This window comes from Falsiroseomonas sp. (genome assembly GCF_030695085.1).
Taxonomy (GTDB): domain Bacteria; phylum Pseudomonadota; class Alphaproteobacteria; order Acetobacterales; family Acetobacteraceae; genus Falsiroseomonas.
Window position 1 is genome coordinate 1 of sequence record NZ_JAUYTS010000029.1, and the last position, 22,013, is coordinate 22,013.

22 protein-coding genes are annotated in these 22,013 nt (G+C 68.4%); 15 read left to right on the forward strand and 7 right to left on the reverse strand.

The genetic code is table 11. From position 1 onward, the window contains the following. From Q8S40_RS03000 to Q8S40_RS03030, 7 genes are all read left to right on the forward strand, one after another. On the forward strand, window positions 1-270 hold a 270-nt coding region (locus Q8S40_RS03000; RefSeq protein WP_305669232.1), incomplete at its 5' end, for a (2Fe-2S)-binding protein. Between the two features lie 78 nt (window positions 271-348). Continuing rightward, window positions 349-2,736 (forward strand): xanthine dehydrogenase family protein molybdopterin-binding subunit, encoded by a 2,388-nt coding sequence (locus tag Q8S40_RS03005; protein WP_305669233.1) that lies wholly within the window; start codon window positions 349-351, stop codon window positions 2,734-2,736. Window positions 2,737-2,752: 16 nt separating this feature from the next. Next, window positions 2,753-3,550: a xanthine dehydrogenase family protein subunit M gene (locus Q8S40_RS03010; protein WP_305669234.1), complete on the forward strand. Its 798-nt coding sequence runs from the start codon at window positions 2,753-2,755 to the stop codon at window positions 3,548-3,550. Window positions 3,551-3,619: 69 nt separating this feature from the next. Continuing rightward, on the forward strand, window positions 3,620-4,030 hold the full coding sequence (gene hpxZ, locus Q8S40_RS03015; protein WP_305669235.1) for an oxalurate catabolism protein HpxZ: 411 nt from the start codon (window positions 3,620-3,622) through the stop codon (window positions 4,028-4,030). After that, the gene (locus Q8S40_RS03020; protein WP_305669236.1) at window positions 4,027-5,304 is read left to right on the forward strand and encodes an FAD-binding oxidoreductase; all 1,278 of its coding nucleotides are present in this window, start codon (window positions 4,027-4,029) and stop codon (window positions 5,302-5,304) included. Before hpxZ ends, Q8S40_RS03020 begins: the two co-directional genes overlap by 4 nt. A 38-nt stretch (window positions 5,305-5,342) precedes the next feature. Then, window positions 5,343-6,221, forward strand: coding sequence for a cold-shock protein (locus tag Q8S40_RS03025; protein ID WP_304807120.1), 879 nt, complete (start codon window positions 5,343-5,345; stop codon window positions 6,219-6,221). Between the two features lie 238 nt (window positions 6,222-6,459). After that, window positions 6,460-6,834 (forward strand): hypothetical protein, encoded by a 375-nt coding sequence (locus Q8S40_RS03030; RefSeq protein WP_305669237.1) that lies wholly within the window; start codon window positions 6,460-6,462, stop codon window positions 6,832-6,834. Between the two features lie 9 nt (window positions 6,835-6,843). On the opposite strand, the gene Q8S40_RS03035 is transcribed toward Q8S40_RS03030, so the two are convergent. Continuing rightward, a complete protein-coding gene (locus Q8S40_RS03035; RefSeq protein ID WP_304807116.1) occupies window positions 6,844-7,584 on the reverse strand; it encodes an aspartate/glutamate racemase family protein in 741 nt (246 codons plus the stop codon). A 110-nt stretch (window positions 7,585-7,694) separates the two neighbouring features. Here Q8S40_RS03035 and Q8S40_RS03040 point away from each other — a divergent pair, with 110 nt between their 5' ends. Next, window positions 7,695-8,690 (forward strand): tripartite tricarboxylate transporter substrate binding protein, encoded by a 996-nt coding sequence (locus Q8S40_RS03040; RefSeq protein WP_305669238.1) that lies wholly within the window; start codon window positions 7,695-7,697, stop codon window positions 8,688-8,690. A gap of 53 nt (window positions 8,691-8,743) precedes the next feature. Here Q8S40_RS03040 and Q8S40_RS03045 read toward each other — a convergent pair whose 3' ends face one another. The 6 genes from Q8S40_RS03045 to Q8S40_RS03070 all read right to left on the reverse strand — a co-directional run bounded on the left by Q8S40_RS03045 (window position 8,744) and on the right by Q8S40_RS03070 (window position 14,894). Next, on the reverse strand, window positions 8,744-10,177 hold the full coding sequence (locus tag Q8S40_RS03045; protein ID WP_304807111.1) for a dihydroorotase family protein: 1,434 nt from the start codon (window positions 10,175-10,177) through the stop codon (window positions 8,744-8,746). A 2-nt stretch (window positions 10,178-10,179) separates the two neighbouring features. Next, on the reverse strand, window positions 10,180-10,959 hold the full coding sequence (locus Q8S40_RS03050) for an SDR family NAD(P)-dependent oxidoreductase (RefSeq protein ID WP_304807109.1): 780 nt from the start codon (window positions 10,957-10,959) through the stop codon (window positions 10,180-10,182). 69 nt (window positions 10,960-11,028) lie between these two features. Next, window positions 11,029-12,519, reverse strand: a complete 1,491-nt coding sequence (locus Q8S40_RS03055) for an amidohydrolase family protein (RefSeq protein ID WP_305669239.1) — start codon at window positions 12,517-12,519, stop codon at window positions 11,029-11,031. A 100-nt stretch (window positions 12,520-12,619) separates the two neighbouring features. Beyond that, the gene (locus Q8S40_RS03060) at window positions 12,620-13,639 is read right to left on the reverse strand and encodes an ABC transporter substrate-binding protein (protein ID WP_304807105.1); all 1,020 of its coding nucleotides are present in this window, start codon (window positions 13,637-13,639) and stop codon (window positions 12,620-12,622) included. A 131-nt stretch (window positions 13,640-13,770) separates the two neighbouring features. Beyond that, entirely contained in the window at window positions 13,771-14,640 is an 870-nt protein-coding gene (locus Q8S40_RS03065) for a DMT family transporter (RefSeq protein ID WP_305669240.1), read from the reverse strand. 62 nt (window positions 14,641-14,702) lie between these two features. Continuing rightward, window positions 14,703-14,894, reverse strand: coding sequence for a hypothetical protein (locus Q8S40_RS03070; RefSeq protein WP_168053626.1), 192 nt, complete (start codon window positions 14,892-14,894; stop codon window positions 14,703-14,705). A 236-nt stretch (window positions 14,895-15,130) separates the two neighbouring features. Between Q8S40_RS03070 and Q8S40_RS03075 the strand changes: the two genes are divergently transcribed. The 7 genes from Q8S40_RS03075 to Q8S40_RS03105 all read left to right on the forward strand — a co-directional run. Then, a complete protein-coding gene (locus Q8S40_RS03075; protein ID WP_304810981.1) occupies window positions 15,131-16,345 on the forward strand; it encodes an ABC transporter substrate-binding protein in 1,215 nt (404 codons plus the stop codon). Window positions 16,346-16,458: 113 nt separating this feature from the next. Further along, the gene (locus Q8S40_RS03080) at window positions 16,459-17,337 is read left to right on the forward strand and encodes a branched-chain amino acid ABC transporter permease (protein ID WP_304810983.1); all 879 of its coding nucleotides are present in this window, start codon (window positions 16,459-16,461) and stop codon (window positions 17,335-17,337) included. Then, window positions 17,334-18,275 (forward strand): branched-chain amino acid ABC transporter permease, encoded by a 942-nt coding sequence (locus Q8S40_RS03085; RefSeq protein WP_305669241.1) that lies wholly within the window; start codon window positions 17,334-17,336, stop codon window positions 18,273-18,275. The genes Q8S40_RS03080 and Q8S40_RS03085 overlap by 4 nt, the downstream gene beginning before the upstream one ends. Beyond that, window positions 18,272-19,018, forward strand: coding sequence for an ABC transporter ATP-binding protein (locus Q8S40_RS03090; protein WP_304810987.1), 747 nt, complete (start codon window positions 18,272-18,274; stop codon window positions 19,016-19,018). Before Q8S40_RS03085 ends, Q8S40_RS03090 begins: the two co-directional genes overlap by 4 nt. Continuing rightward, window positions 19,011-19,712 carry an ABC transporter ATP-binding protein gene (locus Q8S40_RS03095; protein WP_304810989.1) on the forward strand — a complete coding sequence of 234 codons (702 nt, stop codon included), beginning with the start codon at window positions 19,011-19,013 and terminating at the stop codon, window positions 19,710-19,712. Before Q8S40_RS03090 ends, Q8S40_RS03095 begins: the two co-directional genes overlap by 8 nt. Window positions 19,713-19,742: 30 nt before the next feature. Further along, window positions 19,743-21,134 carry an MmgE/PrpD family protein gene (locus Q8S40_RS03100; protein ID WP_305669242.1) on the forward strand — a complete coding sequence of 464 codons (1,392 nt, stop codon included), beginning with the start codon at window positions 19,743-19,745 and terminating at the stop codon, window positions 21,132-21,134. Continuing rightward, window positions 21,131-22,013: hydantoinase B/oxoprolinase family protein (locus Q8S40_RS03105; RefSeq protein WP_305669243.1), on the forward strand; the 883-nt coding region annotated here is incomplete at its 3' end. The genes Q8S40_RS03100 and Q8S40_RS03105, both read left to right, overlap by 4 nt.

The window sequence follows — 22,013 nt, forward strand, 5'->3', positions numbered from 1 at the left end:
GCGGCCGATGGCACGCTGCACCCGATGCAGGAAGCCTTCCGCGAATACCACGCGCTGCAGTGCGGCTTCTGCACGCCGGGCATGGTGATGTCCGCCATCGACCTGGTGAACAAGCACCCGGACGGCATGAGCGAGAAGGAAATCCGGGAGGGTCTGGAGGGCAACCTCTGCCGCTGCACCGGCTACCACAACATCGTGAAGGCGATCGCCGCCGCGCAGGATGTGATGCATGGCCGCGTGCCGGAACTGGTGCGCGCCGCCGCCGAATAGCCGGAGCAGTCGAGGCCTGGGCCGCGGAACAGCCCCCCGCCAGAGGGGGCGCCACGGTTCATTGGGGAGGAATGAACGATGAACGTGGTGACACCCTTCGAGGGAATCGGCGCCAGTCTGCGCCGCAAGGAAGATTATCGCTTCCTGCTGGGCCGCGGGCAGTATGTGGACGACCTCAACCGGCCGGGCCAGACCCATGCGGTGATGCTCCGCAGCCCGCACGCCCACGCCACCATCGACCGCATCGACACTGCCGCCGCCAAGGCGATGCCCGGGGTGAAGGCGATCTTTGTGGGGGAGGATATGGCGGCCGAGTCGATCGGCGGCATCCCCTGCGGCTGGCAGATCCACAACAAGGACGGCTCGCCGATGGCGGAGCCGATGCATCCGGCGCTGGCGCTCGGCAAGGTGCGCCATGTCGGCGATCCGGTGGCGGTGGTGATCGCGGAGACCAAGGCCCAGGCGCGGGATGCGGCGGAAGCCATCGTGGTGGACTACACGCCGCTGCCCGCGGTGTCCTCGACCGAGGCCGCGGTGAAGCCCGGCGCGCCGCAGGTGCATGAGGCAGCGCCCGGCAACCTCTGCTACGACTGGCATATCGGCGACAAGGCGGCGCAGGAAGCGGCCTTTGCCCGCGCCGCGCGGGTGGTGAAGATCGAGACGACGAACAATCGCCTGGTGCCGAACGCGATGGAGCCGCGCGCGGCGATCGGCGATTTCGATAGTTTCTCGGGCGACTACACGCTCTACACCACCAGCCAGAACCCGCATGTGATCCGGCTGCTGATGGGCGCCTTCGTGCTGCACATCCCGGAATCCAAGCTGCGCGTGGTGGCGCCTGATGTCGGCGGCGGCTTCGGCAGCAAGATCTACCACTATGCCGAGGAGGCCATCGTCACCTGGGCCGCCGGCAAGGTGAAGCGGCCGATCAAATGGACCTGCGAGCGCAGCGAATCCTTCATGTCGGACGCCCACGGCCGCGACCATGTCAGCACGGCGGAACTGGCCCTGGATGATCAGGGAAAGATCCTCGGGCTGAAGGTGCATACGCTGGCGAATATGGGTGCCTATCTCTCCACCTTCGCGCCCTGCGTGCCGACCTACCTCTACGCCACGCTGCTCTCCGGCGTGTATTCGACGCCGGTGATCTATGCCGAAGTGAAGGCGGTGTTCACCAACACCGTGCCGGTCGATGCCTATCGTGGCGCCGGGCGGCCGGAGGCGACCTATCTGCTGGAACGGCTGATGGATGTGGCGGCCGCCGAGGCGGGGCTGGACAAGGTGGAGTTCCGCCGTCGCAATTTCATCCGGCCGGACCAGTTCCCGTACCAGACGCCGGTCGCCCTGCAATATGACAGCGGCGACTATCACTCGACGCTGGATGCCTGTCTGGAGACCGCGGGCTGGGCCGGGTTCGAGGCGCGGCGCGCGGAATCGAAAGCACGCGGCAAACTGCGCGGCATCGGCATATCCACCTATGTAGAGGCCTGCGGCATCGCGCCCTCCGCCGTGGTGGGCTCGCTCGGCGCGCGGGCTGGGCTGTATGAGGTTGGCACCATCCGCGTGCACCCCACAGGCAGCGTTACCGTGCTGACCGGCGCGCATAGCCACGGGCAGGGGCATGAGACCACCTTCGCCCAGCTCATCGCGGACAAGCTGGGCGTGCCGACGGCGAATGTGGACATCGTGCATGGCGACACCGCCAAGGTACCCTTCGGCATGGGCACCTATGGCAGCCGGTCCCTGGCGGTGGGTGGTTCCGCCATGGACAAAGCGATGGACAAGATCATCGCCAAGGGCAAGCGCATCGCGGCCCATCTGATGGAAGCCAGCGTCGAGGATGTGGAGTTCGAACGCGGCACCTTCCGGGTTGCCGGCACGGACAAGACAAAGACGCTGACGGATATCAGCCTGGCGGCCTATGTGCCGCACAACTACCCGATCGATGAGATCGAACCGGGGCTGGAGGAGACGGCCTTCTACGACCCGAAGAACTTCACCTATCCCGGCGGCTGCCACATCTGCGAGTTGGAGATCGACCCGGAAACCGGACGGGTGGAGGTGCTGAACTTCACGGCGGTTGATGATGTGGGCCGCGTCATCAACCCGATGATCGTGGAGGGCCAGGTGCAGGGCGGCGTCGCCCAGGGCATCGGCCAGGCGCTGCTGGAGGCGGCGATCTATGATGCCTCCGGGCAACTCGTCTCCGGCTCCTTCATGGACTACACCATGCCGCGGGCCGGTGACCTGCCGGATGTCGGTGTCGCCACCCATGTCACGCTCTGCACCCATAATCCGCTGGGGGTGAAGGGCTGCGGGGAGGTCGGCGCCATCGGGTCGCCGCCGGCGGTGATGAATGCGGTGGTGGATGCGCTGCGTGACTATGGCGTGCGCCATGTGGAAATGCCGGCGACGCCGCAGAAGATCTGGGGCATCGTCAACGCGCACAGGCTTGCGGCCGAATAGCTGAGGGGATCGAACCATGTATGATTTCGCCTACCACAAGCCCGCCTCGGTCGCGGATGCCGTGAAGATCCTGGCGGCCGACCCCGATGCGCGGCCGATCTCCGGCGGCATGACCCTGCTGCCCGCGCTGAAGCTGCGGCTGAACAAGCCGACCTCCGTGGTCGACCTGTCCGGCATCGCGGAATTGCACGGTGTGAAGCGGGAAGGGGACAAGCTGGTCATCGGCGCCCTGACGCGCCATGTGGAAGTCGCGACGTCCGCCGAGGTGAAGGCCGCGATCCCGACCCTGGCGGCGATGGCCGGCACGATCGGCGACACGCAGGTGCGCAACCGCGGCACGATGGGCGGCTCGGTCGCCAATAACGACCCCTCCGCCGATTATCCCGCGGCGCTGCTGGCGCTGGGCGCCACCATCCAGACCGACAAGCGCAAGCTGGCGGCCGAGGACTTCTTCACCGGCATGTTCACCACGGCGCTGGAAGTCGGCGAATTGGTGACGGCAATCCACATCCCGATCCCGACCAAGGCCGGCTACGCCAAGATGCGGAACCCGGCGAGCCGCTATTCCATGGCCGGCGTCTTCGTGGCGCAGACCGCCGCCGGTGTGCGCGTCGCGGTGAATGGCGCGGGCAATAACGGCGTGTTCCGCGAAAAGGCGATGGAAGCGGCGCTCACCGCCAACTGGTCGCCCGATGCGGTGGCCGACGTGAAGGTGGACCCGGGCCTGCTGAATGGCGACATCCATGGCAGCGCCGAATATCGCGCGCATCTGGTGACGGTGATGGCCAAGCGCGCGGTGATCGACGCCGGCTGACGCCCCTGCCTGCCTTCCCAGCCTGCGCGACGTGGCGCAGGCTGGGGGCCTGACGGCAGGAGAGACGGCGTGCAGATCGACGACCCCAACATCATCGCGGAGGTCCGTGCGGTCTTCGATCGCTACGAAGCCGCGCTGATGGCGAATGAGACGGCGACGCTCGACGCCATCTTCTGGGCTGACCCGCGCACCGTGCGCTTCGGCATCGGCGAAATCCTGTATGGCATCGAGGCAATCCGGGCCTTCCGCGCCTCGGTGAAGGCCTATGCCCAGCGCACCCAGCGCCAGGTGCGGATCACTGCCTTCGGGCAGGATGTCGCGGCGACGCATCTGGAATATGAACGCATCGGCACCGGCCTGGTGGGGCGGGAGACCAAGATCATGGCGCGCATCCCGGGGCAGGGGTGGCGGGTGGTCTCGGCCCATGTCTCGCTGCTGGCGGAAGGTGATCCGGGGCGTGTGATGGGAGAGTCGCGTTGAGTGAGTCAGGGCTTCGGCCGCATGTGGTGGTGATCGGCGCGGGTATCATCGGCGCCGCGACGGCGATCGGCGCGCTGCGCGAAGGCTTCCGCGTGACCATCCTGGAACCGGGTGAGCCGGGTGGCGAACAGGCGGCGAGCTACGGCAATGGCTGCTGGCTCAGCCCGATGTCGGTGATCCCGCCCGCCAGCCCCGGGCTGTGGAAGAAGGTGCCGAAATTCCTGGCTGACCCGCTGGGGCCGCTGGCAATCCGCTGGTCCTACCTGCCCCGGGTGCTGCCCTGGCTGGCGCGCTACCTGTGGGCCGGCTGGACGGAGGCGAAGGTGCTGCGCGCCGCGCAGGCGCTGCGCCCGCTGCTGGTGGGCAGCCCCGCCCTGCACAAGGAATTGGCGGACCAGGCCGGCGTCGGCCACCTCATCGAGCGCCGCGGCCTTGTCTACATCTATGAGAACCGCGCGCAGTTCGAATCCGAGGCGATGGCCTGGCGCATCCGCAAGCAGGTCGGCATCGAGTGGCTGGAACTGGACGCGGATGAGATGCGCCAGCGCGAGCCGGACCTCGACCGCCGCTACACCTTCGGCGCGCTGGTCGAGGAAGGCGGGCATTGCCGCGATCCGGGTGCCTATGTCGCGGCCCTGGTGGCGCAGGCCTGCGCCGAGGGTGCCGTGCTGCGGCGCGAGGCGGCCACCGGCTTCCGCGTCGAGCAGGGACGGCTCAAGGCCGTGCTGACGCAGGGCGGGGAGGTGGCCTGCGACCGCGCGGTGATCGCGGCCGGCGCCCATTCCCGCAAGCTGGCCGCCTCGGTCGGCTCCGACGTGCCGCTGGAGACGGAGCGCGGCTACCACGCCGTGGTGGCGGATGCCGAGGCCGGGCCCCGCACGCCGATGATGCCCTATGACGGCAAGATGTCTGTCACTTGGACCGATCGCGGCCTGCGCTGCGCCGGGCAGGTGGAGATTGCCGGGCTGGAGGCCGCGCCGAACTGGAAGCGGGCGGAAATCCTGCGCGACCATCTGCTGCGCAGCTTTCCCGGCCTGCCGCGAGATTTGCCGGCGAGCCGGGTGAAGATGTGGATGGGGCATCGCCCCTCCATGCCGGATGGCCTGCCCTGCCTCGGCCCGGCGGCGGCGACGCCGGACGTGCTGCTGGCCTTCGGCCATGGGCATACCGGCCTGGTCGCGGCACCGCGCACGGCAAGCGCGATTGTGGACCTGCTGGCCGGCCGCAAACCGGCTCTGCCGATGGAGTCGTTCAGTCCGGCGCGATTCGCATGACCCTAATTGGCGCATGAAGGCTCCGTCGCTGGGAATCCTTGCGCTTTTCGCTGGTTTTTCTTGCTACCTGGTGCAATCTTGCACGGTGGCGGCCCTGCATCGTGTCGGGTCGTGTCCACAAGTACGGATTGCATAAGAACGTGTTTCCCGACAACGAGCAGGGCGGCGCCGGGTCCGTCGAAGCCGAAGTGAAGTGGTACAATGCCCGCAAGGGCTTCGGCTTCGTCCTGGGACCGGATGGACAGGACGTCTTCTTCCACGCCTCGGCCTTGACCGAGGCGGGCATCGAACCGCCGGACACCGGCGACAAGTTGAACTGCGAGATCGGGGCGGACCGACAGGGCCGGCGCCTGGTCACGCGGATTCACTCGGTCATCAAGGGTCCGGGCGGCGGCGACAGAGCCGCACGTCCGGGTGGGTTCGGGGATCGTCCGCCGCGTCGGGATTTCGGAGGCGCGCCGGGTGGCTTCGGTGATCGTCCGCCGCGCCGCGACTTCGGTGGCGCCCCGGGCGGCTTCGGAGACCGGCCGCCGCGCCGCGACTTCGGCGGCGCGCCTGGCGGCTTCGGCGATCGTCCGCCGCGCCGCGACTTCGGCGGCCCGCCGGGCGGTGGCTTCGGCGCCGGTGGCGGCGGCTTCGGCGCACCGCGCGGCAATTTCGGCGACCGTCCGCCGCCGCGCCGCGACAGCGGCCGCGACGAGGGCGGCCCGACCTATGCCGTGCAAGGCACGGTGAAGTGGTTCGACCAGGTGCGCGGCTTCGGCTTCGTGACCCCGGAAGATGGCGGGCAGGACGTGTTCCTGCACTCCTCCGTCCTGCAGCGCGCCGGCCGTGCCGATGTGCAGCAGGGTGAGAAGGTGGCGCTGGATGTGCGGGATGGCCAGCGCGGCCGCCAAGCCGTCAACATGAAGGAATAGCCCAGCCCTTTCGGGCTTGGTTCGGAAAAACCCCGGTCACGAAAGTGCCGGGGTTTTTTCGTGGAATTAACGAAAATCCGTAGATGACAGCGGGTGCCAGGCTGGATCTTTACTTACTGTTTACGATCCGGAGCGGAGTGTAAGGGCACCGCGACGCAACGCCCATCGCGGGGAAATCGCCATACGGGAAGATCCCGGAGGAAACGCGATGTCGAGCGCCCATACCGTCCCATCGCCCATGGCCAGCTACGTGGCCTTACCCGAGGAGGCCGGCCTATTCTGTGATCCGGTGCTGCGGCTGGGCATTTCCTGGCTCGATGCGCCAAGCCGCAGCGACCGTTCCGGCGATGCGCGAAGCACCACCAGCCTGGCCGAGGCCGTGGCCGGCATCGTCGCCATCGCAGTGGCCCGCGCCCGTACCCCTGCCGACCGCCTGGCGCTGCGGCGCGCCGTGGATCGGGCGCTGGCTCCGCTGGATCGTGACACAGGCGGCCAGCAGGCACCAGACCCGCGCGAGGCGGGGCTGACGGAACCCCCCTCTATCCGCGACGCCCAGGGGGAGCAGGAGGCGGATCGGCTCGGCGCACTGATGCGGCGGCAGGCTTCCGGCTGAACCGCCGGGTCAGCCGAAGCGCGCGGGCCGCAACCCGCCATGCAGCCAGTTGACCATTGTGTAGATGTCATAGACCGGCAGTCCGAGCTCCGCCTGCAATGCGGCGGCGTAGGGCGGCATATTGGTGCATTCCAGCACGATTGCCCCCACCTCCGGATGCCGCGCCACCAGCGCGCGCCCGGCATCGAGAATATCCTGCTCGGCCAGCGCCACATCCATGTCCGCCGCCTCGGCCTGGATCAGCACGCGAAAGAACTCCCGCCCGCCTTCCGTGCCCTGCACCGGAATATCCAGCGGCACATTCGCGGCGCGCAGATGCGCAGGCGTGAGCGAGCTGCTGCTCACCGTCACCACCCCCACCCGCTTGCCCGGCGGCAGCATGGCCTGCACCCAGGGCACCTGCATGAGCGACGATGTCGCGACCGGCACCTGCACCGCGGCGGCCAGCTCCGCCTGGAACAGGGTCAGGAAACCGCAATTGGTGGTGATCGCCTCGGCCCCCAGATCCACCAGCTCGCGCGCCGCCGCGATGAAATCCGGCAGTAGGCCGCGCGCGCCCTGCAGCACCACCTTTTCCGGCGTCGCGCCGCGCACCACGCGGAACAGCACCGGGAAGGGCCAGGTGGTGCCGTTGCCCATGTCGCCGGGAATGCGCGGGAACCGTGCCTCCAGCATCAGGATGCCAAGTGGTGCGCCGTAGATGGATTTACCGCCACGGGCGATGCGCGGAGCAGGGGAGGGTGTGGGCATGGCCAAAGCCTAGCCCGTTGACGCTTTCTGTCCAGCCAGGGTTGGCAAGGGGTTGCACAGTGGGCGCCATGGCGGTTCTTTTACGCTCGAACAGGACGAGGATTGCTGCAATGAAATTCCGACATCGCCTTCTGCTGCCACTGCTTGCCGCGCTGGGCGCCGCGGTGCCGGGCCTGGCGCAGGCGCAGGATACCTGGCCGTCGCGGCCAATCGAGTTCCTTGGTGGCTTCCCCAATGGCTCAGGCGTGGACATCTATGCACGCCGCATCGCGGCGCCGCTGTCCCAGGCGCTGGGCGTGCCGGTCGTGGTCAACAACCGCGTCGGCGCCGGCGGCAATATCGCCTCCAACCACGTGGCCCAGGCGCGGCCGGATGGCTACCTGATCCTGTTCGGCACTGCCGGCACGCATGCGATCAACGCGACGCTGTACCGCCGCCTGCCCTTCGACCCGATGCGCGACGTGACCCATATCGCGCATCTGGGCGACGTGCCGAATGTGCTGATCACCAGCATCCAGCACCGCCCGCAATACACCGACTGCGCGGCGCTGGTGGCGGATGCCAAGGCACGGCCCGGCGCCCTGAACTATGCCAGCACCGGCAATGGCGCCTCCACCCACCTGGCGGGCGCCGTCTTCGCCTCCACGGCGGGGATCGACATGCTGCACATCCCCTTCCCGGGCCAGGGGCCTGCCATGGCCTCCCTGCTCGGCGGGCAGACCGACCTGTTCTTCAACCAGGCCGGCCCCTCGGTGGGCATGATTCGCCAGGGCGCCGTGCGCGGGCTGGGCGTGACCACCCCGCAGCGCCTGGCCGCGCTGCCGGACGTGCCGACCATCGCCGAGGCGTGCAACCTGCCGGGCTTCGAGAGCACTACTTGGTACGGCGTATTCGGCCCTCCTGGCCTGCCCGCGCCGATCCAGCAGCGCCTGAACGCCGAGATCCGCAAGATCATCGAGGCGCCGGATTTCCGCGACTGGCTGGTGAACAACCAGGGCATCGCGCCATCGACCGTGCGCACGCCGGAGGAGTTCCGCCAGGTGCATGAGCAGGACATCGCCCGCTGGGGCCAGATCGTGCGCGCCGCCGGCGCCCAGGTGGACTGACAAAGGGGGAGGGGGCTTCGCGCCCCCTCCCGGCTAAGTTTGGTGACGCAGGGTCACCAGGATTGGGCGCCGGGCCGCAGGATGGCCTTGGTCGTCGTCGCCAGGTTGCGCGGCGCGGGCGGCGGCATCTGCGGCCGCTCCATCCGGCCCCAACCGGCGGCGTCGGCCACCGTGCCGCCCTCCATGACAATGCGACCGCGGACGATGGTGGCAACCGGCATGCCCACCGTTTCCATGCCTTCATAGGGGGTGAAGCGGCTGCGGAGGCTGTGCAGATCGGCGCCGCGGATCACGCCTTCCTTCGCCGGGTCCACCACGGCGATATCCGCATCCGCGCCCGGCTGGATCACGCCCTTGCGCGGATACAGCCCGAAGGCCTTGGCCGGCGCGGCGCTCGCCATCCGCACATACTGCTCCATCGTCGTGCGGCCCTGATGCACCAGGGTCAGCATGAGGCGCATGGAGGTCTCGACGCCCGGGAAGCCGCAGGCATTGTCCCAGAAACTGGCATGCTGCTTTTCCGCCATGGCATGCGGCGCATGGTCGGTGCCCAGCATGTCGATGGTGCCGTCCAGCAACGCGGCCAGGATCGGCGCCTGCTGCGCCCTTTCGCGGATCGGCGGGTTGAGCCGGGCGATGCGCGCCTTGTCGCCAACCAGATCCTCGGCGGCCAGAAGAAAATACTGCGGCCCGGTCTCCACCGTCATCGGCACGCCGCGCGCCTTGGCATCGCGGATGATGGGCAGCGACCGCATGCAGGATTCGTGCACGATATGGATGCGCGCGCCGGTCCATTCGGACAGGGTGATGGAGCGATTCAGCGATTCCAGCGCGACGATATCCGCCCGCGCCGCCAGATGCGCGAAGGCATCGTCGCGCCCGGCGGCCTTCATGCGGTTCTCGCGCCAGAACAGCATGGGCGAGTTCTCGGCATGGATCGAACAGCGCAGGCCGAGCTCGGCCAGGATCTCGAAGCCCTCCAGCACCGCGCCATCATTCGGTGCGGGCAGGTTGCCGGTGGTGTTGCCGTAGAACAGCTTGGTGCCGATGATCCCGGCCTCGGCGAGCTGCGGCAGGATATCGAGCGTGCGTTCGTCCAGCAGCCCGTACAGGCCGTAATTGACATGCGCCTGGCGGGCGGCCGCTTCCTGTTTGATGGCCAGGGCATCGAGCGACCAGACCGGCGGGTCGGTATTCGGCATGTCGAAGATGGTGGTGACGCCACCGGCCGCGGCAGCGCGGGTGCCGGTGGTCCAGTCCTCCTTCTGGGTCATGCCGGGTTCGCGGATATGCGTGTGCACATCGATGGCGCCGGGGATGATGAATTTGCCCGTCGCCTCCATCGTGCGCCGGGCACGCGGTGCGAAATCCGGGTGCCCGACAAAGACGACCAGCCCGTCCTTCACCGCGACGTCGGCCGTGAAGCGCCCGGTCTCGTTGACGACAATGCCGCCGGTGATCAGCAGATCCGCATAGAGTTCGGTCATGGTCAGATCACCCAGCCGCCATCGACGGTGAAATCCTGCCCCGTGGTCTGGCGCGACAGGTCGGAGGCGAAGAACAGCACGGCATTCGCCACATCTACATCCGTGCTGATGCGGCGCAGCGCGTATTCGCTGGCGTGCTTCACGCGGGCTTCCTCCAGGCTGATGCCGTCTTTGCGCGCCATGGTGGCCAGCACGTTGTCGAAGCGGTCGCCCTCCACCATGCCGGGGGCGACGCAGTTCACATTGACATTATGCGGGCCGAGTTCCAGCGCCGCGGATTTCGTCAGGCCACGCAGGCCCCATTTGCTGGCGGAATAGCCGGCCCGCCCGGCGCGGCCGCGCATGCCGAAGGTGCCGCCGACATTGACGATCTTTCCCGAGCCCGCCGCGATCATGGTGGGGGCGAAGGCGCGCATGGTCAGGAAGCAGCCGGTGACGTTCAGGCGGAGGATTTCGTCGAATTCCTCCGGCGTGGTTTCCCAGAAGGTTTTTCCCAAGGGGCCACGGCCGCCGGCGATGTTGATCAGGGCGTCGCAGCGGCTGAAGCTGGCGAGGACGGACTTCGCCATGGCGTCCACGCTGGCGGCCTCCATCAGGTCGCATCCAAAAATCTCGGCGCGGCGGCCCATGGCGCGCACCTGTTCGGCGACGGGTTCGATGGCGGCGGTGTCGCGCCCAACCAGCGCAAGGTCGGCGCCGTGCTCGGCCAGCAGCAGGGTGCAGGCGGCGCCCATGCCCTTGGCGGGGCCGGTCACCACCGCCACGCGGTCCTTCAACAGCATTCTTTGGCGTCCTCCGTTGCGCGCTCAAGGCCCCCCACCCCGACCAGCCTTCGGGGTGGGGGTCCTTCTCTACTCCGCCTTCAACAGCCGCTTCGACCGCGTCCAGCCCTTCGCCATCGCCCGGCAATGGCAGGCCACATGCGGCGCCACCGCCTCGCACCACGCACGCGATTCCGCCGTCACGCCGCGCAGGCGCTCGGCGGCGGCATTCGCCTCCCGCGCCAGCTTCGCTTCGTCGATGCCGAGCACGCGGCGGTCGCGCAGCTTCCACTGCCCGGCGATCATCACATCGGCGACGGCGCTGCCATCCTCGGTCCAGACCATCTGGTTCGCCGCGTTGTTGAGCGGCGCCCAGTTCACATGGTCCAGGTCCAGCAGCACGAGGTCCGCATTGCGCCCGGCCTCGATCGTGCCGCCCTCCAGCCCCAGCAGGCTGGAGGAGCCCTGGGTCGCCAGCCGCACCGTCTCCGCCGTGCCTAGCCAGTCATCATCCTCCGCATCCTCCCAGAGGCGGGAGGCGAAGGCGGCGAGGCGCATGGCCTCGAACATGTTCTGGTTGTCGGAGGAGGAGGACCCATCCGTGCCGATGCCGACCGTGACGCCGGCCGCGATCGCCTTGCGCACCGGCGCGATGCCCGAGGCGAGGCGCATATTGGCGCCCGGATTGTGCGAGATGCCGGCGCCGCGTTCGGCCAACAGCGCCAGATCCTCATCGGTCAGCCAGACGCCATGCGCCACGCTGAACCAGGGGCCGACCAGACCGAGCTTGTCCATGTGGCCGAGCAGCGTCGCGCCACCATAGCGAATTTCGCCGCCGGCCGATTGGTAGCGGCTTTCGGCGACATGGCTCTGCATCGGCAGGCCGTGCTCCATGGCCAGCGCCCGGCAGGCCTTGAGGAAATCATCCGTACCGTGCAGCGGAATCGTCGGCGCGACGCCAAAGCGGATGTTCCGGCTGCCATGCGACCAGTTGCGGGCGATGTCGCCCATGGCGCCCAGCGTATCGGCCGCCGGGGCGGCAGACATCGCCGCGACCTTGCTGCGGAACGGCTCCGGCAGGCTGTCGATCAGGCCGGGCGTCGCCTGGAAGAAGGTGAGGTCGCCCAGCATCGGCGCCAGCACGGCGCGGAGGCCTACCGCCGCATAGGCTTCCGCCATCGCATCCAGCCCCTCCGCCGTCGGCAGCGGGATTTCGGAGGGCAGGTCATAGACCGCGGTGCAGCCCTTCTTCAGATTCTCCACGGCGTTCAGCGCGGAGGACAGGTACTTGTCCTGCAGCAGCCGCCCGCCGGTGACCCAGGGCGCATGGGCCAGCAGCAGAGCGAGGTCCCATTTGTCGCCGGAGCCCTTGGCCAGGCCGCCATGGCCGTGCGTGTGGCCGTTCACCAGGCCGGGGATGATGAGGCGGTTGCGCGCATCGAAGGGCTGCGCGGCGTCCACCTTGCTGCCGGGCGGCAGCAGCGCGGCAATCCTGCCGCCTTCGACCAGCACCTCCTGAAAGCTGGTGGACAGCGCATCCGGCGCCAGGACCCGGGCGCCGGTCAGAAGGATCTTTGACATGCGTTCCTCGCGAGACATGCGGCCGGTGCGGTCTGCACCGGCCGGGCGGGTGGCCCGCGCTTATGCAGGCGCCCGGAACCGGAAGGCTGGATGGCCTTCCTCAGAACATGCGCTCGGATTTCGGCGGAAGGAAGCGGTCGGTGAACATGCTCTCGGCGGAGGGCGGGTTGGCGACGCCGAGCGCCTCCGCATTCACCTGCACCAGCTGCTGCGCGCGCGCCATGTCGAGGTAGCCCATGCCATTGGCGCGGCTGTTCGGCGTGATGATGGAACGGTCGCGCGTCATTGCGAAGCGACGGGATTCCAGCGCCTCGTCGAACAGCGCCTCGCGCCGCTTCAAGGCGGCCATGCCGGCGGGGATATCGTTGAGCAGCAGCTTCAGCCCGTCGATCGAGGCCTTCACGAAGCGCGCGGCCACATCCTGGTTCCGCTCCAGCCATTCGGCGCGGACGAAGACGCCGGAGCCGTACAGGTCGAGGCCATTCTCGGCATAGGGCCAGGACAGGATGTTGTCCTCCGGGATGCCGAGGCCCACCAGGTTGAAATGCACGGTGAACAGGAAGCCCGTCACCGCATCCACCTGGCCGGTGCGCAGCATGGTGTCGCGCAGATTGGCGGCCATGGAGGTCCAGCGCACGCGGGACGCATCGATGCCGGCCACCTTGGCGAAGGCCGGGAACAGCAGGCGAGAGCCTTCGCCCTCGGGCGCGCCGAGGCTCTTGCCCGCCACATCCTGCGGCTTCTCGATGCCGCGGCCCTTCATGGTGACGATGGCGGCCGCCGTGCGGTCGAACACCGGATACAGCATGACCAGCCGGCTGTTCGGATTCTCCGCGTTGAACTTCACCGCGCCGGAGAAATCCGCGAAGCCGATATCGTAGGCGCCGGAGCCGACCTTCACGAGCGCATCGCCGGAGCCGAAGCCGCGATCCATCCGCACGGCAAGCTGGGCGCGCTCGAACAGGCCGCGATCCTGGGCCAGCGCCCACATGCCGTGGTTGCCCTGCAGCGCCCAGTCCAGTGTGAAGCGCAAGGCGGTCTGCGCGCGGGCGGTGCGGATGGCGGGCAGGGCGAGCGCGGCGCCGGCGCCGGCTGCGATCAGGGTGCGACGGTTCAGCATGTTCGGGGTCCTCCTCGGTCGGCGCACCATAACCCGGAATTGTTCGCTGTCACCGCCCTGAAGGCGCCGGATGGGGCATTGCGGGCGCCGCGCTGCCGTTGGTTTGGGCATCTGCCTTCGATTTGGGCCGGTCAGCGGCGCATCCGGCTGCGCTGCGCCAGATACAGCGTGGCGCCGACCATGATGAGCGTGCCCCACATCAGGCTCCAGCCCGGCGCTTCGCCGAACACCGCCAGGCCGATCATCGCAGCCGCCGGGATCTGCACATATTCAATGGGCGCCAGCAGCCCGACGGGTGCCCGCCGCGCCGACCAGGATGCCAGGAAATCCCCGGCAATGGCGCAGGCGGAGCCGGCGATCAGCAGCAGGAGGGCGGTGTGGGATGGCGTCTGCCAGACCAGGGCGGAGACCGGCCCCCAGATCAGCACGGAGCATATGGCATACCAGGCCACCACGCGCGCTGGCGGCTCGGTGGAAGACAGCGCCTTCACCGCCACCAGCACCCCGGCCCCGCAGGCGCCGCCCGCCAGCGCCGCCATCAGCCCGAGCGAAGGCGCATCCGCCAGGCCCCCCGCCGGGCCGACAATCACCAGCACGCCGGCAAACCCCACCGCGGCGGCGATGGCACGGTCCCAGCCCACCTTCTCCCCCAGCAGCAGGAAGGCCAGCGGCAGTGCCCAGAGCGGCTTGGCGTGCAGGATGGCCACCGCATCGGCCAGTGGCAGCAACAGCAGCGCGAACATGGAAAGCATGAAGCTGGCGGAGCCGGTGGCGCAGCGGGCGACATGGGCGCCGGGGCGGCGCGTGGCGAGCGCCGCGGTGCCGTGGCGCAGCAGCCAGGGCAGCATGACCAGGGTGGTGAAGACGCCGCGGGCGAAGGGCACCAGCGGCACCGGAAGGCCTTCCTGCATCGCGGCGCGGAAGCAGGCATTCATCACGGCGAACAGCAGGCAGCAGCAGACCATCAGCCCCATGCCGGCCAGCACGCGGCGTCCCTCCACCGGGGATGGGGGCGCCGTGTCCGGCATGGGGGTTACTTGCGCTGCAGCTGCTTACGCTGCGTTTACTTCCGTTCCGGCGCCAACTCCGCTTCCAGCTCCTTGATCCGGGCGAGCAGGGTGGTCCGCAGGGTGGGGGAATTGTGCGGCTTGATCCCGGCCAGCGTTTCCTTCAGCTCCGCCAGCAGGCGGCGCTTTTCCTGGGGCGAGCGGCGGATCGGGCGATTGTCTGAGAACTGGCCCTCATGCGAACGCATCGGCGTGACCTTCCCGGGCTGTTGTTGATGGCCTGGGGTTACGGGCAGGCGCGGCGGGCGTCAACGCGCGGCAGAAGCTGCCCGAACATGCATCAAGCTGCCTTGCAAGGGGCGGCTTTGGCCTGAACAGGCTACCCTGCGGCGCCCGGGCCGCTTGCCCAAAAGGGCGCGCCGGCGCAGATATCGGCCCAGCGCGGTTGCGCGCCGCAGGGACCATCAAAAGGGAACCGAGAACGATGCCGAACGCATTCCAGCCCTCTCGCCGCGCCGTGCTGCTGGGGGCCGCCGGCGCCCTGGCGGCCCCGGGCCTGCTGCGCGCCCAGCCCGCCGCCATCAAGCTTGGCATTCTGCAGCCCGTCACCGGCGCCCTGGCGCAGGATGGCGAGTATGGCCGCCTCGGCGCCGAGCTCGCCATTGCCGAAATCAATGCCACAGGGGGCATCAAGGCCCTCGGCGGCGCCCAGATCCAGATGGTATTCGGCGATGCCCGCTCCTCGCCCGAGGGTGGCACGGCCGAGGTCGAGCGCATGCAGGCCGAAGGCGTCGTGGCCGTGGTCGGCGGCTTCGCCAGCCCGATCTGCCTCGCCTCCTCCCAGGCCGCCTCGCGCTACGATCTGCCCTATGTGGCGGATGTCGGCGTCTCGGATGCCATTGTCAGCCGCGGGTTGAAGAACACCTTCCGGTTTTCCCCGGGCTTCGGCAGCATCACCGCCGCGGCGCTGGATAACCTGGTGACCCTGAACGATGCGGCCGGCAAGCCGGCGAAGACCGTCGTCGTGGTGCATGAGGATGGGCTGTTCGGCTCCGGCATGGCGCGGCTGATGGGCACGGAACTGCCGAAGCGCGGCTTCGAGGTGCTGGAGACGATCAGCCACCCGACGCCGGCGCGCGACATGTCCAACATCGCGCTGCGCATCCGTGCGCTGAACCCCGACCTGATCATCCCGTCCAGCTACTACGCCGAATTCGTGCTGCTGAGCCGCACCCTGCAGCAGCGCCGCATCCGGCCGAAGGGCATCTACTGCGTGCTGAACGGCGCGGCATCGAACTACCGCTTCCTGCGCGAATTCCCCGAAGCGGCGAATCTGGTGATGGACGTCAACCATTGGGCCGACCCGCGCAAGCCGAAGACGGCGGAGCTGCGCCGGCAGGTGGAGGCGCAGAACCGCTTCTGGCTGTACAACACGCCGATGAACTACTCGGCGGTGATGCTGGTGGCCGATGCGCTGGAACGCGCGGGTGCCGCCGACCGCGCCAAGGTGATCGACGCGCTGGCCGCGACCGATGGCAACTTCACCCGCCACATCATGCCCTATGGCCCGACGCGCTTCGTCAACGGCCAGAACCAGGCGGGCCAGGCGGTGAACACGCAGATCCAGGGCAACGACATCAAGGTGATCTTCCCGACGGATTTCGCCGACGCCCAGGCCGTCTTCCCCTGGCCGGCCTGAGGTTTTTCGATGCCCCTCTCACGCCGGGCGCCGGGCATCCGGCCGCCTTGGCTTCGCCGCATGCTCGGCGGCGGCCATCCGGCCGCCCGGCGCGTCTGAGGTAGGCGCGCCGCATGAGAAATTTTCCGCCTGAGATCGTGATGGAGGCCGTGGCGAACGGCCTCCTCACCGGTGCCGTCTATGGGCTGGTCGCGCTCGGCCTGACGCTTGTCTATGGCGTCCTGCACATCATCAATTTCGCGCATGGCGCGCTGCTGACGCTGGCGATGTATGCCGCCTGGGTGGCCTGGGCCGCCTTCGGGCTGGACCCTTACATCGCGATCCTGCCGCTGGTGCCGATCTTCTTCGTGCTCGGCTATGGCGTGCAGCGCCTGGTGATCGGGCCGGCGAGCCGGGGTGAGGATTCCAACATCCTGCTGGTGACACTCGGTCTGTCCATCCTGCTGGAGAACGCCATGCTGGCGATTTTCCGGTCCGATACGCTGTCCGTGCAGGTGGATTACGCGATGGAGGTGGTGGAGCTCGGGCCGATGCTGCTGTCCTTCCCGCGTGTGGTCGGCTTCGGCGTGGCCTTCGTGGTGGCGGCGGTGCTGTTCGTGCTGCTGCGCATGACCGACACCGGCCGGGCGATCCGCGCCGTGGCGAAGGAACGCACCGGGGCGGCGCTGGTCGGCATCGATGTGCGCCATGTCTATGCGGTGACCTTCGGCATCGGCACGGCCTGCCTTGCGGTGGCGGCCTGCCTGCTGCTGCCTTCGTTCTATGTGAACCCGCGCGTCGGCAATGCCTTCGTGCTGGTGGCCTTCACCATCGTCGTGCTCGGCGGCATGGGCAGCGTGCCTGGTGCCTTGCTGGGCGGGCTGGTGATCGGCGTGGTGGAGTCGCTGTCCGGCCTTTATCTCGGGGACAGCCTCGGGCAGCTCGGCATCTTCGTCATCTTCATCCTGGTGCTGCTGTTCAAGCCGACCGGATTGTTCGGGGCGAAGGCATGACGGCGCGGGATGTCTGGCCGATTCTGCTGTTCGGCGCGGTGGCGGCGCTGCTGCCGGTGTTCGTCACCGCCGGCACGCTGCTGAACTTCGCCATCTTCACGCTGATCATCTGCCTGGCGGCGCAGGGGTGGAACATCCTCGGCGGCTTCGGCGGGCAGTATTCCTTCGGCCATGCGGCCTTCTTCGGCACGGGCGCCTACACCGCGGCGGTGTTGCAGGTGCGCTATGGGGTGAACCCCTACGTCACTTTCCTGGCGGGCATCGCGCTGGCGGCCATCGTTGGCTGGATCATCGGCTTTCTGTCCTTCCGCTCCGGTCTGCGCGGCAGCTATTTCGCCCTGGTCACGCTGGCCTTCGCCGAGGTGTTCCGGGTTCTGTCCAATGCCGTCGAGTTCACCGGCGGCGCCGCGGGGCTGCTGATTCCGCTGGATGCGCGGGCGGCCAATTTCCAGTTCGAATCGCGCGGCTGGTTCTATCTGGTGGTGCTGGCGCTGGTGGTTCTCGCATTGCTGATGACCCGCGCGCTGGAACGCTCCCGCCTCGGTGCGCAGCTGGTCGCGGTGCGGGAGAATGAGGATGCGGCGCGGGCCGTCGGCGTCGATGCGCTGCGGGTGAAGCTCTCGGCCATCACGCTCTCGGCGGCCATGACGGGTGCGGCGGGCGGGTTGTACGCCCAGTACTTCCTGTATCTCGACAGCACCATCGCCTACGGCACCTGGATTTCCGTCGAAGCCCTGCTGGCGCCGATCATCGGCGGGGCGGGCACGGTGTTCGGCCCGGTGATCGGCGCCGTCATCCTGCACACCCTGGCCGAGGTCACGCGCATGATGGTGGGCCGCATTCCGGGCATCGACCTGGTGATCTTCGGTGTGCTGCTCATCCTGGTGGTGCGCTTCCCGCCGCGCAACCTGCTCGCCTGGCTGCGGGGGCGGCGATGAGCTTCCTTGAAATCCGCAACGTCTCGATGCGCTTCGGCGGGTTGATGGCCGTGTCGGACGCCAGCTTCGACGTGGCGGAGGGCAGCATCACCGGGCTGATCGGACCCAATGGCGCGGGCAAGACCACGCTGTTTGCCATCGTCTCCGGATTCCAGAAGCCGACCAGTGGGCAGGTTCTGTGGAGGGGCAAGGAGATCACGTCGCGGCCGCCGCATGTCCTGGCGGCGGAGGGTCTGTCCCGCACCTTCCAGATCGTGCAGCCCTTCGCCGGCCTGTCGGTGCGGGAGAACATCGCCGTCGGCGCCTTCCTGCGCCACCGCCGCCGCGCTGATGCCATCGCGCTGGCCGAACAGGTGGCGGAGCAGGTCGGGCTGACGGCGGAACTCGACAAGCCTGCGGCAGCGCTCACCGTCTCCGGCCGCAAGCGCGTGGAATTGGGCAAGGCGCTGGCGACGCAGCCGAAGCTGTTGCTGCTGGATGAGGTGCTGGCCGGCCTGAACCCGAGCGAAGTGCGGGACATCGTGCCGGTGGTCCGCGCCATCCGTGATTCCGGCGTGACGGTGCTGATGATCGAACACGTCATGCAGGCCGTGATGAACTTGTGTGAATCGGTGCATGTGCTGGCGCAGGGCCGCATCATCGCCAGCGGCACGCCGGCCGAAGTGGTCGCGACTCCCGCCGTGGTCGAAGCCTATCTCGGCCATGGCGCGGCCACGCGACTGTCAGGGGGCGCGCATGCTTGAGGTGCGGGACCTGGTCGCGGGCTATGGGCTGACGCGGGTGCTGGAGGGCGTTTCGCTGGATGTCACGGCGGGCGAGATTGTCGCGGTGCTGGGCTCCAACGGCGCCGGCAAGACGACGCTGAACATGGTGCTGTCCGGGCTGGTGAAGCCGCGCGGCGGGGAGGTGCGCTTCCTCGGCGAGCGCATCACCGGCCTGTCGCCGGCGCAGATCATGGCGCGCGGGCTGATCCAGGTGCCCGAAGGACGCAAGATCTTTCCCAATCTGAATGTGCGGGAGAATCTGGAGCTGGGTTCGTACCGCCGCGCCAAGGCGAACCGCGCGCAGAATCTGGAAAAGGTCTTCGCCACCTTCCCGCGGCTGCGCGAACGCGTCGCGCAGGCGGCGGGCACGCTTTCGGGCGGCGAGCAGCAGATGCTCGCGATCGGCCGCGGCATGATGGCGGAACCGAAATTGCTGATCCTGGACGAGCCCTCGCTCGGCCTGTCGCCGCTGCTGGTGGAGGAGATGTTCGCGCTGATCCGCCGCCTGCATGGCGAGGGCTTGGCGATCATGCTGGTGGAGCAGAATGTCGCGCAGTCGCTGGATCTGGCGGACCGCGCCTATGTGCTGGAACACGGCAGCTTCGCATTGGCAGGACCGGCCGCCGAGGTGCGGGAAAATCCGGAACTGAAACGCGCCTATCTCGGGCTTTAGGGCCAGACTCTTGGGGAAGGAAAAACCATCATGGCCATCGTGACGCCGGGCGTGAAACCCGCCTCCGCGCTGCTTGCCACGCCACCCTCCTCCTGGCTCGGGGAATGGGCCGCCTTCGCGGCGCGCGCGCGCTTCGCCGATCTGCCGGCGGAGGTGGCGCAGCGCACGCGCCTCGCGCTGCTCGATTGCATCGGCGCCATCGCCGCCGGCGCGCAGGAGGGCGAGGTGCAGGCGCTCGCCGCGCGCATGGTCTTGCGCGAGGGTGGTGGCGATGCGCCCATCATCGGCTTTGGCGGTGGCGCGCGGCCGGGGACGGCTGCCTTCCTCAACGGAACCTCCGGCACCATGCTGGAGCTGGATGAGGGCAACCAGTATGCCCGCGGCCACCCGGCCATCCATGTGGTGCCGGCGCTGCTCGCCGCGCCGCGTGGCGATGGCGCCAGCTTCCTGATGGCGCTGGCGCTGGGCTACGAAATGGGCTCGCGCGTAGGCATCGCCAGCAAGCTGAATGTCGCGATGCATCCGCACGGCACCTGGGGCACGCTTGGCGCGGCCGTGGCTGTGGCCAAGTTGCATGGCGCCAGCGCGGCGGAGTTCCGCGGCGTCATCAACATGGCCTCCTCCCTCGGCCTCGCCACCTCGCGCAACAACATGCTGGAGGGGGGCACGGTGCGGAACACCTATGCCGGTGTCTCCAACATGCTGGGGCTGACGGTGTGGGACCTGGCGCGGGCCGGCTTCGAGGCGGAGCGTGACGGCGTCGCCACCATCTTCGGCCAGGTCTCCGCCACCGACTTCCGGCCGGAGGAGATGGTGCTGGAATTGGGCACGCGGTGGGAAGTGGCGCGCAACTACTTCAAGCGCCACGCCGCCTGCCGCTACACCCATGGCGCGTTGGACGCGCTGGCGCGCATCACGGCGTCCACGGGCAAGCTCGACCCGGCGCAGGTGGCCTCCATCGCGGTCGAGACCTATCTCTGGGCGGCACAGCTCGACAGCACGGCGGCGCCGAACATGCTCGCGGCGAAGTTCAGCATTCCCTTCGCGCTGGCCACCTTCATCGTCCACGGCGCCGCCACCGTACCGGCCTTCCGTGGCCCGGCGCGGGAGAATCCCGAGATCCTGGCACTGGCATCGCGCGTCACGGTCGATGAGGATGCGGCGATGACGGCGCAGTTGCCGGGCCTGCGCCCGGCGCGCGTCACGCTGGTGATGCAGGATGGCACGCGCCACGTGGCGGAGGTTACGACCAACCGCGGCGACACCGAGGACCCCTTCACCGAGGCCGAGGTGCGCGAGAAATTCCATGAGTTGACCGACCCGGTCTATGGCCGGGACCGCGCCTCGGCGATCGAGGGTGCGGTGATGGGGATGGGGCCGCATACCGAGGCCTCCGCATTGGTGGAACTGCTGAAATCATGAGTCTGGATGCCGTCACACTGGCCGTGCTGAAGGGCCGGCTGGAACAGATCGCCGATGAGATGGATGCGACACTGTATCGCAGTGCCTTCAACCCAATCATCGCGGAGGCGCGCGACGCCTGCCACGGGCTGTACCAGGCGGAGACCGGTGCGACGCTGGTGCAGGGCACCAAGGGCCTGCCGATCTTCGTCGGTGCCATGTCCTTCGCCGTGCAGGCCGTCATCAAGCGGGTGCGTGCGGGCGCCGGGCTGGAGCCGGGCGACACCTTCATCTTTAACGATCCCTATGAGGGCGGCACCCATCTGAACGACTTCCGGCTGGTGCGGCCGGTGTTCCGTTCCGGAAAGCTGTTCTGCTGGCTGGCGAGTGTCGGCCACTGGCTCGACATCGGCGGCAACGTGCCCGGCAACTACAATCCGCGCGCGACAGAAAGCCACCAGGAAGGCGTGCGCTTTCCGCCGGTGAAGCTCATTCGTGCCGGGGTGATGCAGCAGGATATCCTGGACATACTCGCCGCCAATTCGCGCGTACCGCAATCCAACTGGGGCGACCTGAATGGCCAGCTCAATGCGCTGGATCTCGGTGAGCGACGGTTGCTGGAACTGCTGGACGATACCGGCGATGCCGTGGTTGATGCCGCCTTCACCGCGCTGGCGGATCGTGCCGCCGCGCTGATGCAGGCGGAGGTCGAGGCGCTGCCCGATGGGCACTATGCCTTCGAGGATTACCTCGACAATGACGGCGTGGTGGATGAGCGGCTGACCATCGCTTTGGACATGACGGTGCAGGGCGGGCGGATGACGCTCGATTTCTCGCGGTCCTCGGCGGCCTGCCTCGGCCCGATCAATATTAGCTACGCCACCAGCGTCGCCGCCTGCT

Bases quoted from the DNA above. Each gene is read 5' to 3' on its own strand.
- Q8S40_RS03005 (WP_305669233.1), top strand. From the start codon at position 349: ATGAACGTGGTGACACCCTTCGAGGGAATCGGCGCCAGTCTGCGCCGC.
- Q8S40_RS03010 (WP_305669234.1), top strand. From the start codon at position 2,753: ATGTATGATTTCGCCTACCACAAGCCCGCCTCGGTCGCGGATGCCGTG.
- Q8S40_RS03030 (WP_305669237.1), top strand. From the start codon at position 6,460: ATGGCCAGCTACGTGGCCTTACCCGAGGAGGCCGGCCTATTCTGTGAT.
- Q8S40_RS03035 (WP_304807116.1), bottom strand. From the start codon at position 7,584: ATGCCCACACCCTCCCCTGCTCCGCGCATCGCCCGTGGCGGTAAATCC.
- Q8S40_RS03040 (WP_305669238.1), top strand. From the start codon at position 7,695: ATGAAATTCCGACATCGCCTTCTGCTGCCACTGCTTGCCGCGCTGGGC.
- Q8S40_RS03045 (WP_304807111.1), bottom strand. From the start codon at position 10,177: ATGACCGAACTCTATGCGGATCTGCTGATCACCGGCGGCATTGTCGTC.
- Q8S40_RS03050 (WP_304807109.1), bottom strand. From the start codon at position 10,959: ATGCTGTTGAAGGACCGCGTGGCGGTGGTGACCGGCCCCGCCAAGGGC.
- Q8S40_RS03055 (WP_305669239.1), bottom strand. From the start codon at position 12,519: ATGTCAAAGATCCTTCTGACCGGCGCCCGGGTCCTGGCGCCGGATGCG.
- Q8S40_RS03060 (WP_304807105.1), bottom strand. From the start codon at position 13,639: ATGCTGAACCGTCGCACCCTGATCGCAGCCGGCGCCGGCGCCGCGCTC.
- Q8S40_RS03070 (WP_168053626.1), bottom strand. From the start codon at position 14,894: ATGCGTTCGCATGAGGGCCAGTTCTCAGACAATCGCCCGATCCGCCGC.
- Q8S40_RS03075 (WP_304810981.1), top strand. From the start codon at position 15,131: ATGCCGAACGCATTCCAGCCCTCTCGCCGCGCCGTGCTGCTGGGGGCC.
- Q8S40_RS03080 (WP_304810983.1), top strand. From the start codon at position 16,459: ATGAGAAATTTTCCGCCTGAGATCGTGATGGAGGCCGTGGCGAACGGC.
- Q8S40_RS03085 (WP_305669241.1), top strand. From the start codon at position 17,334: ATGACGGCGCGGGATGTCTGGCCGATTCTGCTGTTCGGCGCGGTGGCG.
- Q8S40_RS03090 (WP_304810987.1), top strand. From the start codon at position 18,272: ATGAGCTTCCTTGAAATCCGCAACGTCTCGATGCGCTTCGGCGGGTTG.
- Q8S40_RS03095 (WP_304810989.1), top strand. From the start codon at position 19,011: ATGCTTGAGGTGCGGGACCTGGTCGCGGGCTATGGGCTGACGCGGGTG.
- Q8S40_RS03100 (WP_305669242.1), top strand. From the start codon at position 19,743: ATGGCCATCGTGACGCCGGGCGTGAAACCCGCCTCCGCGCTGCTTGCC.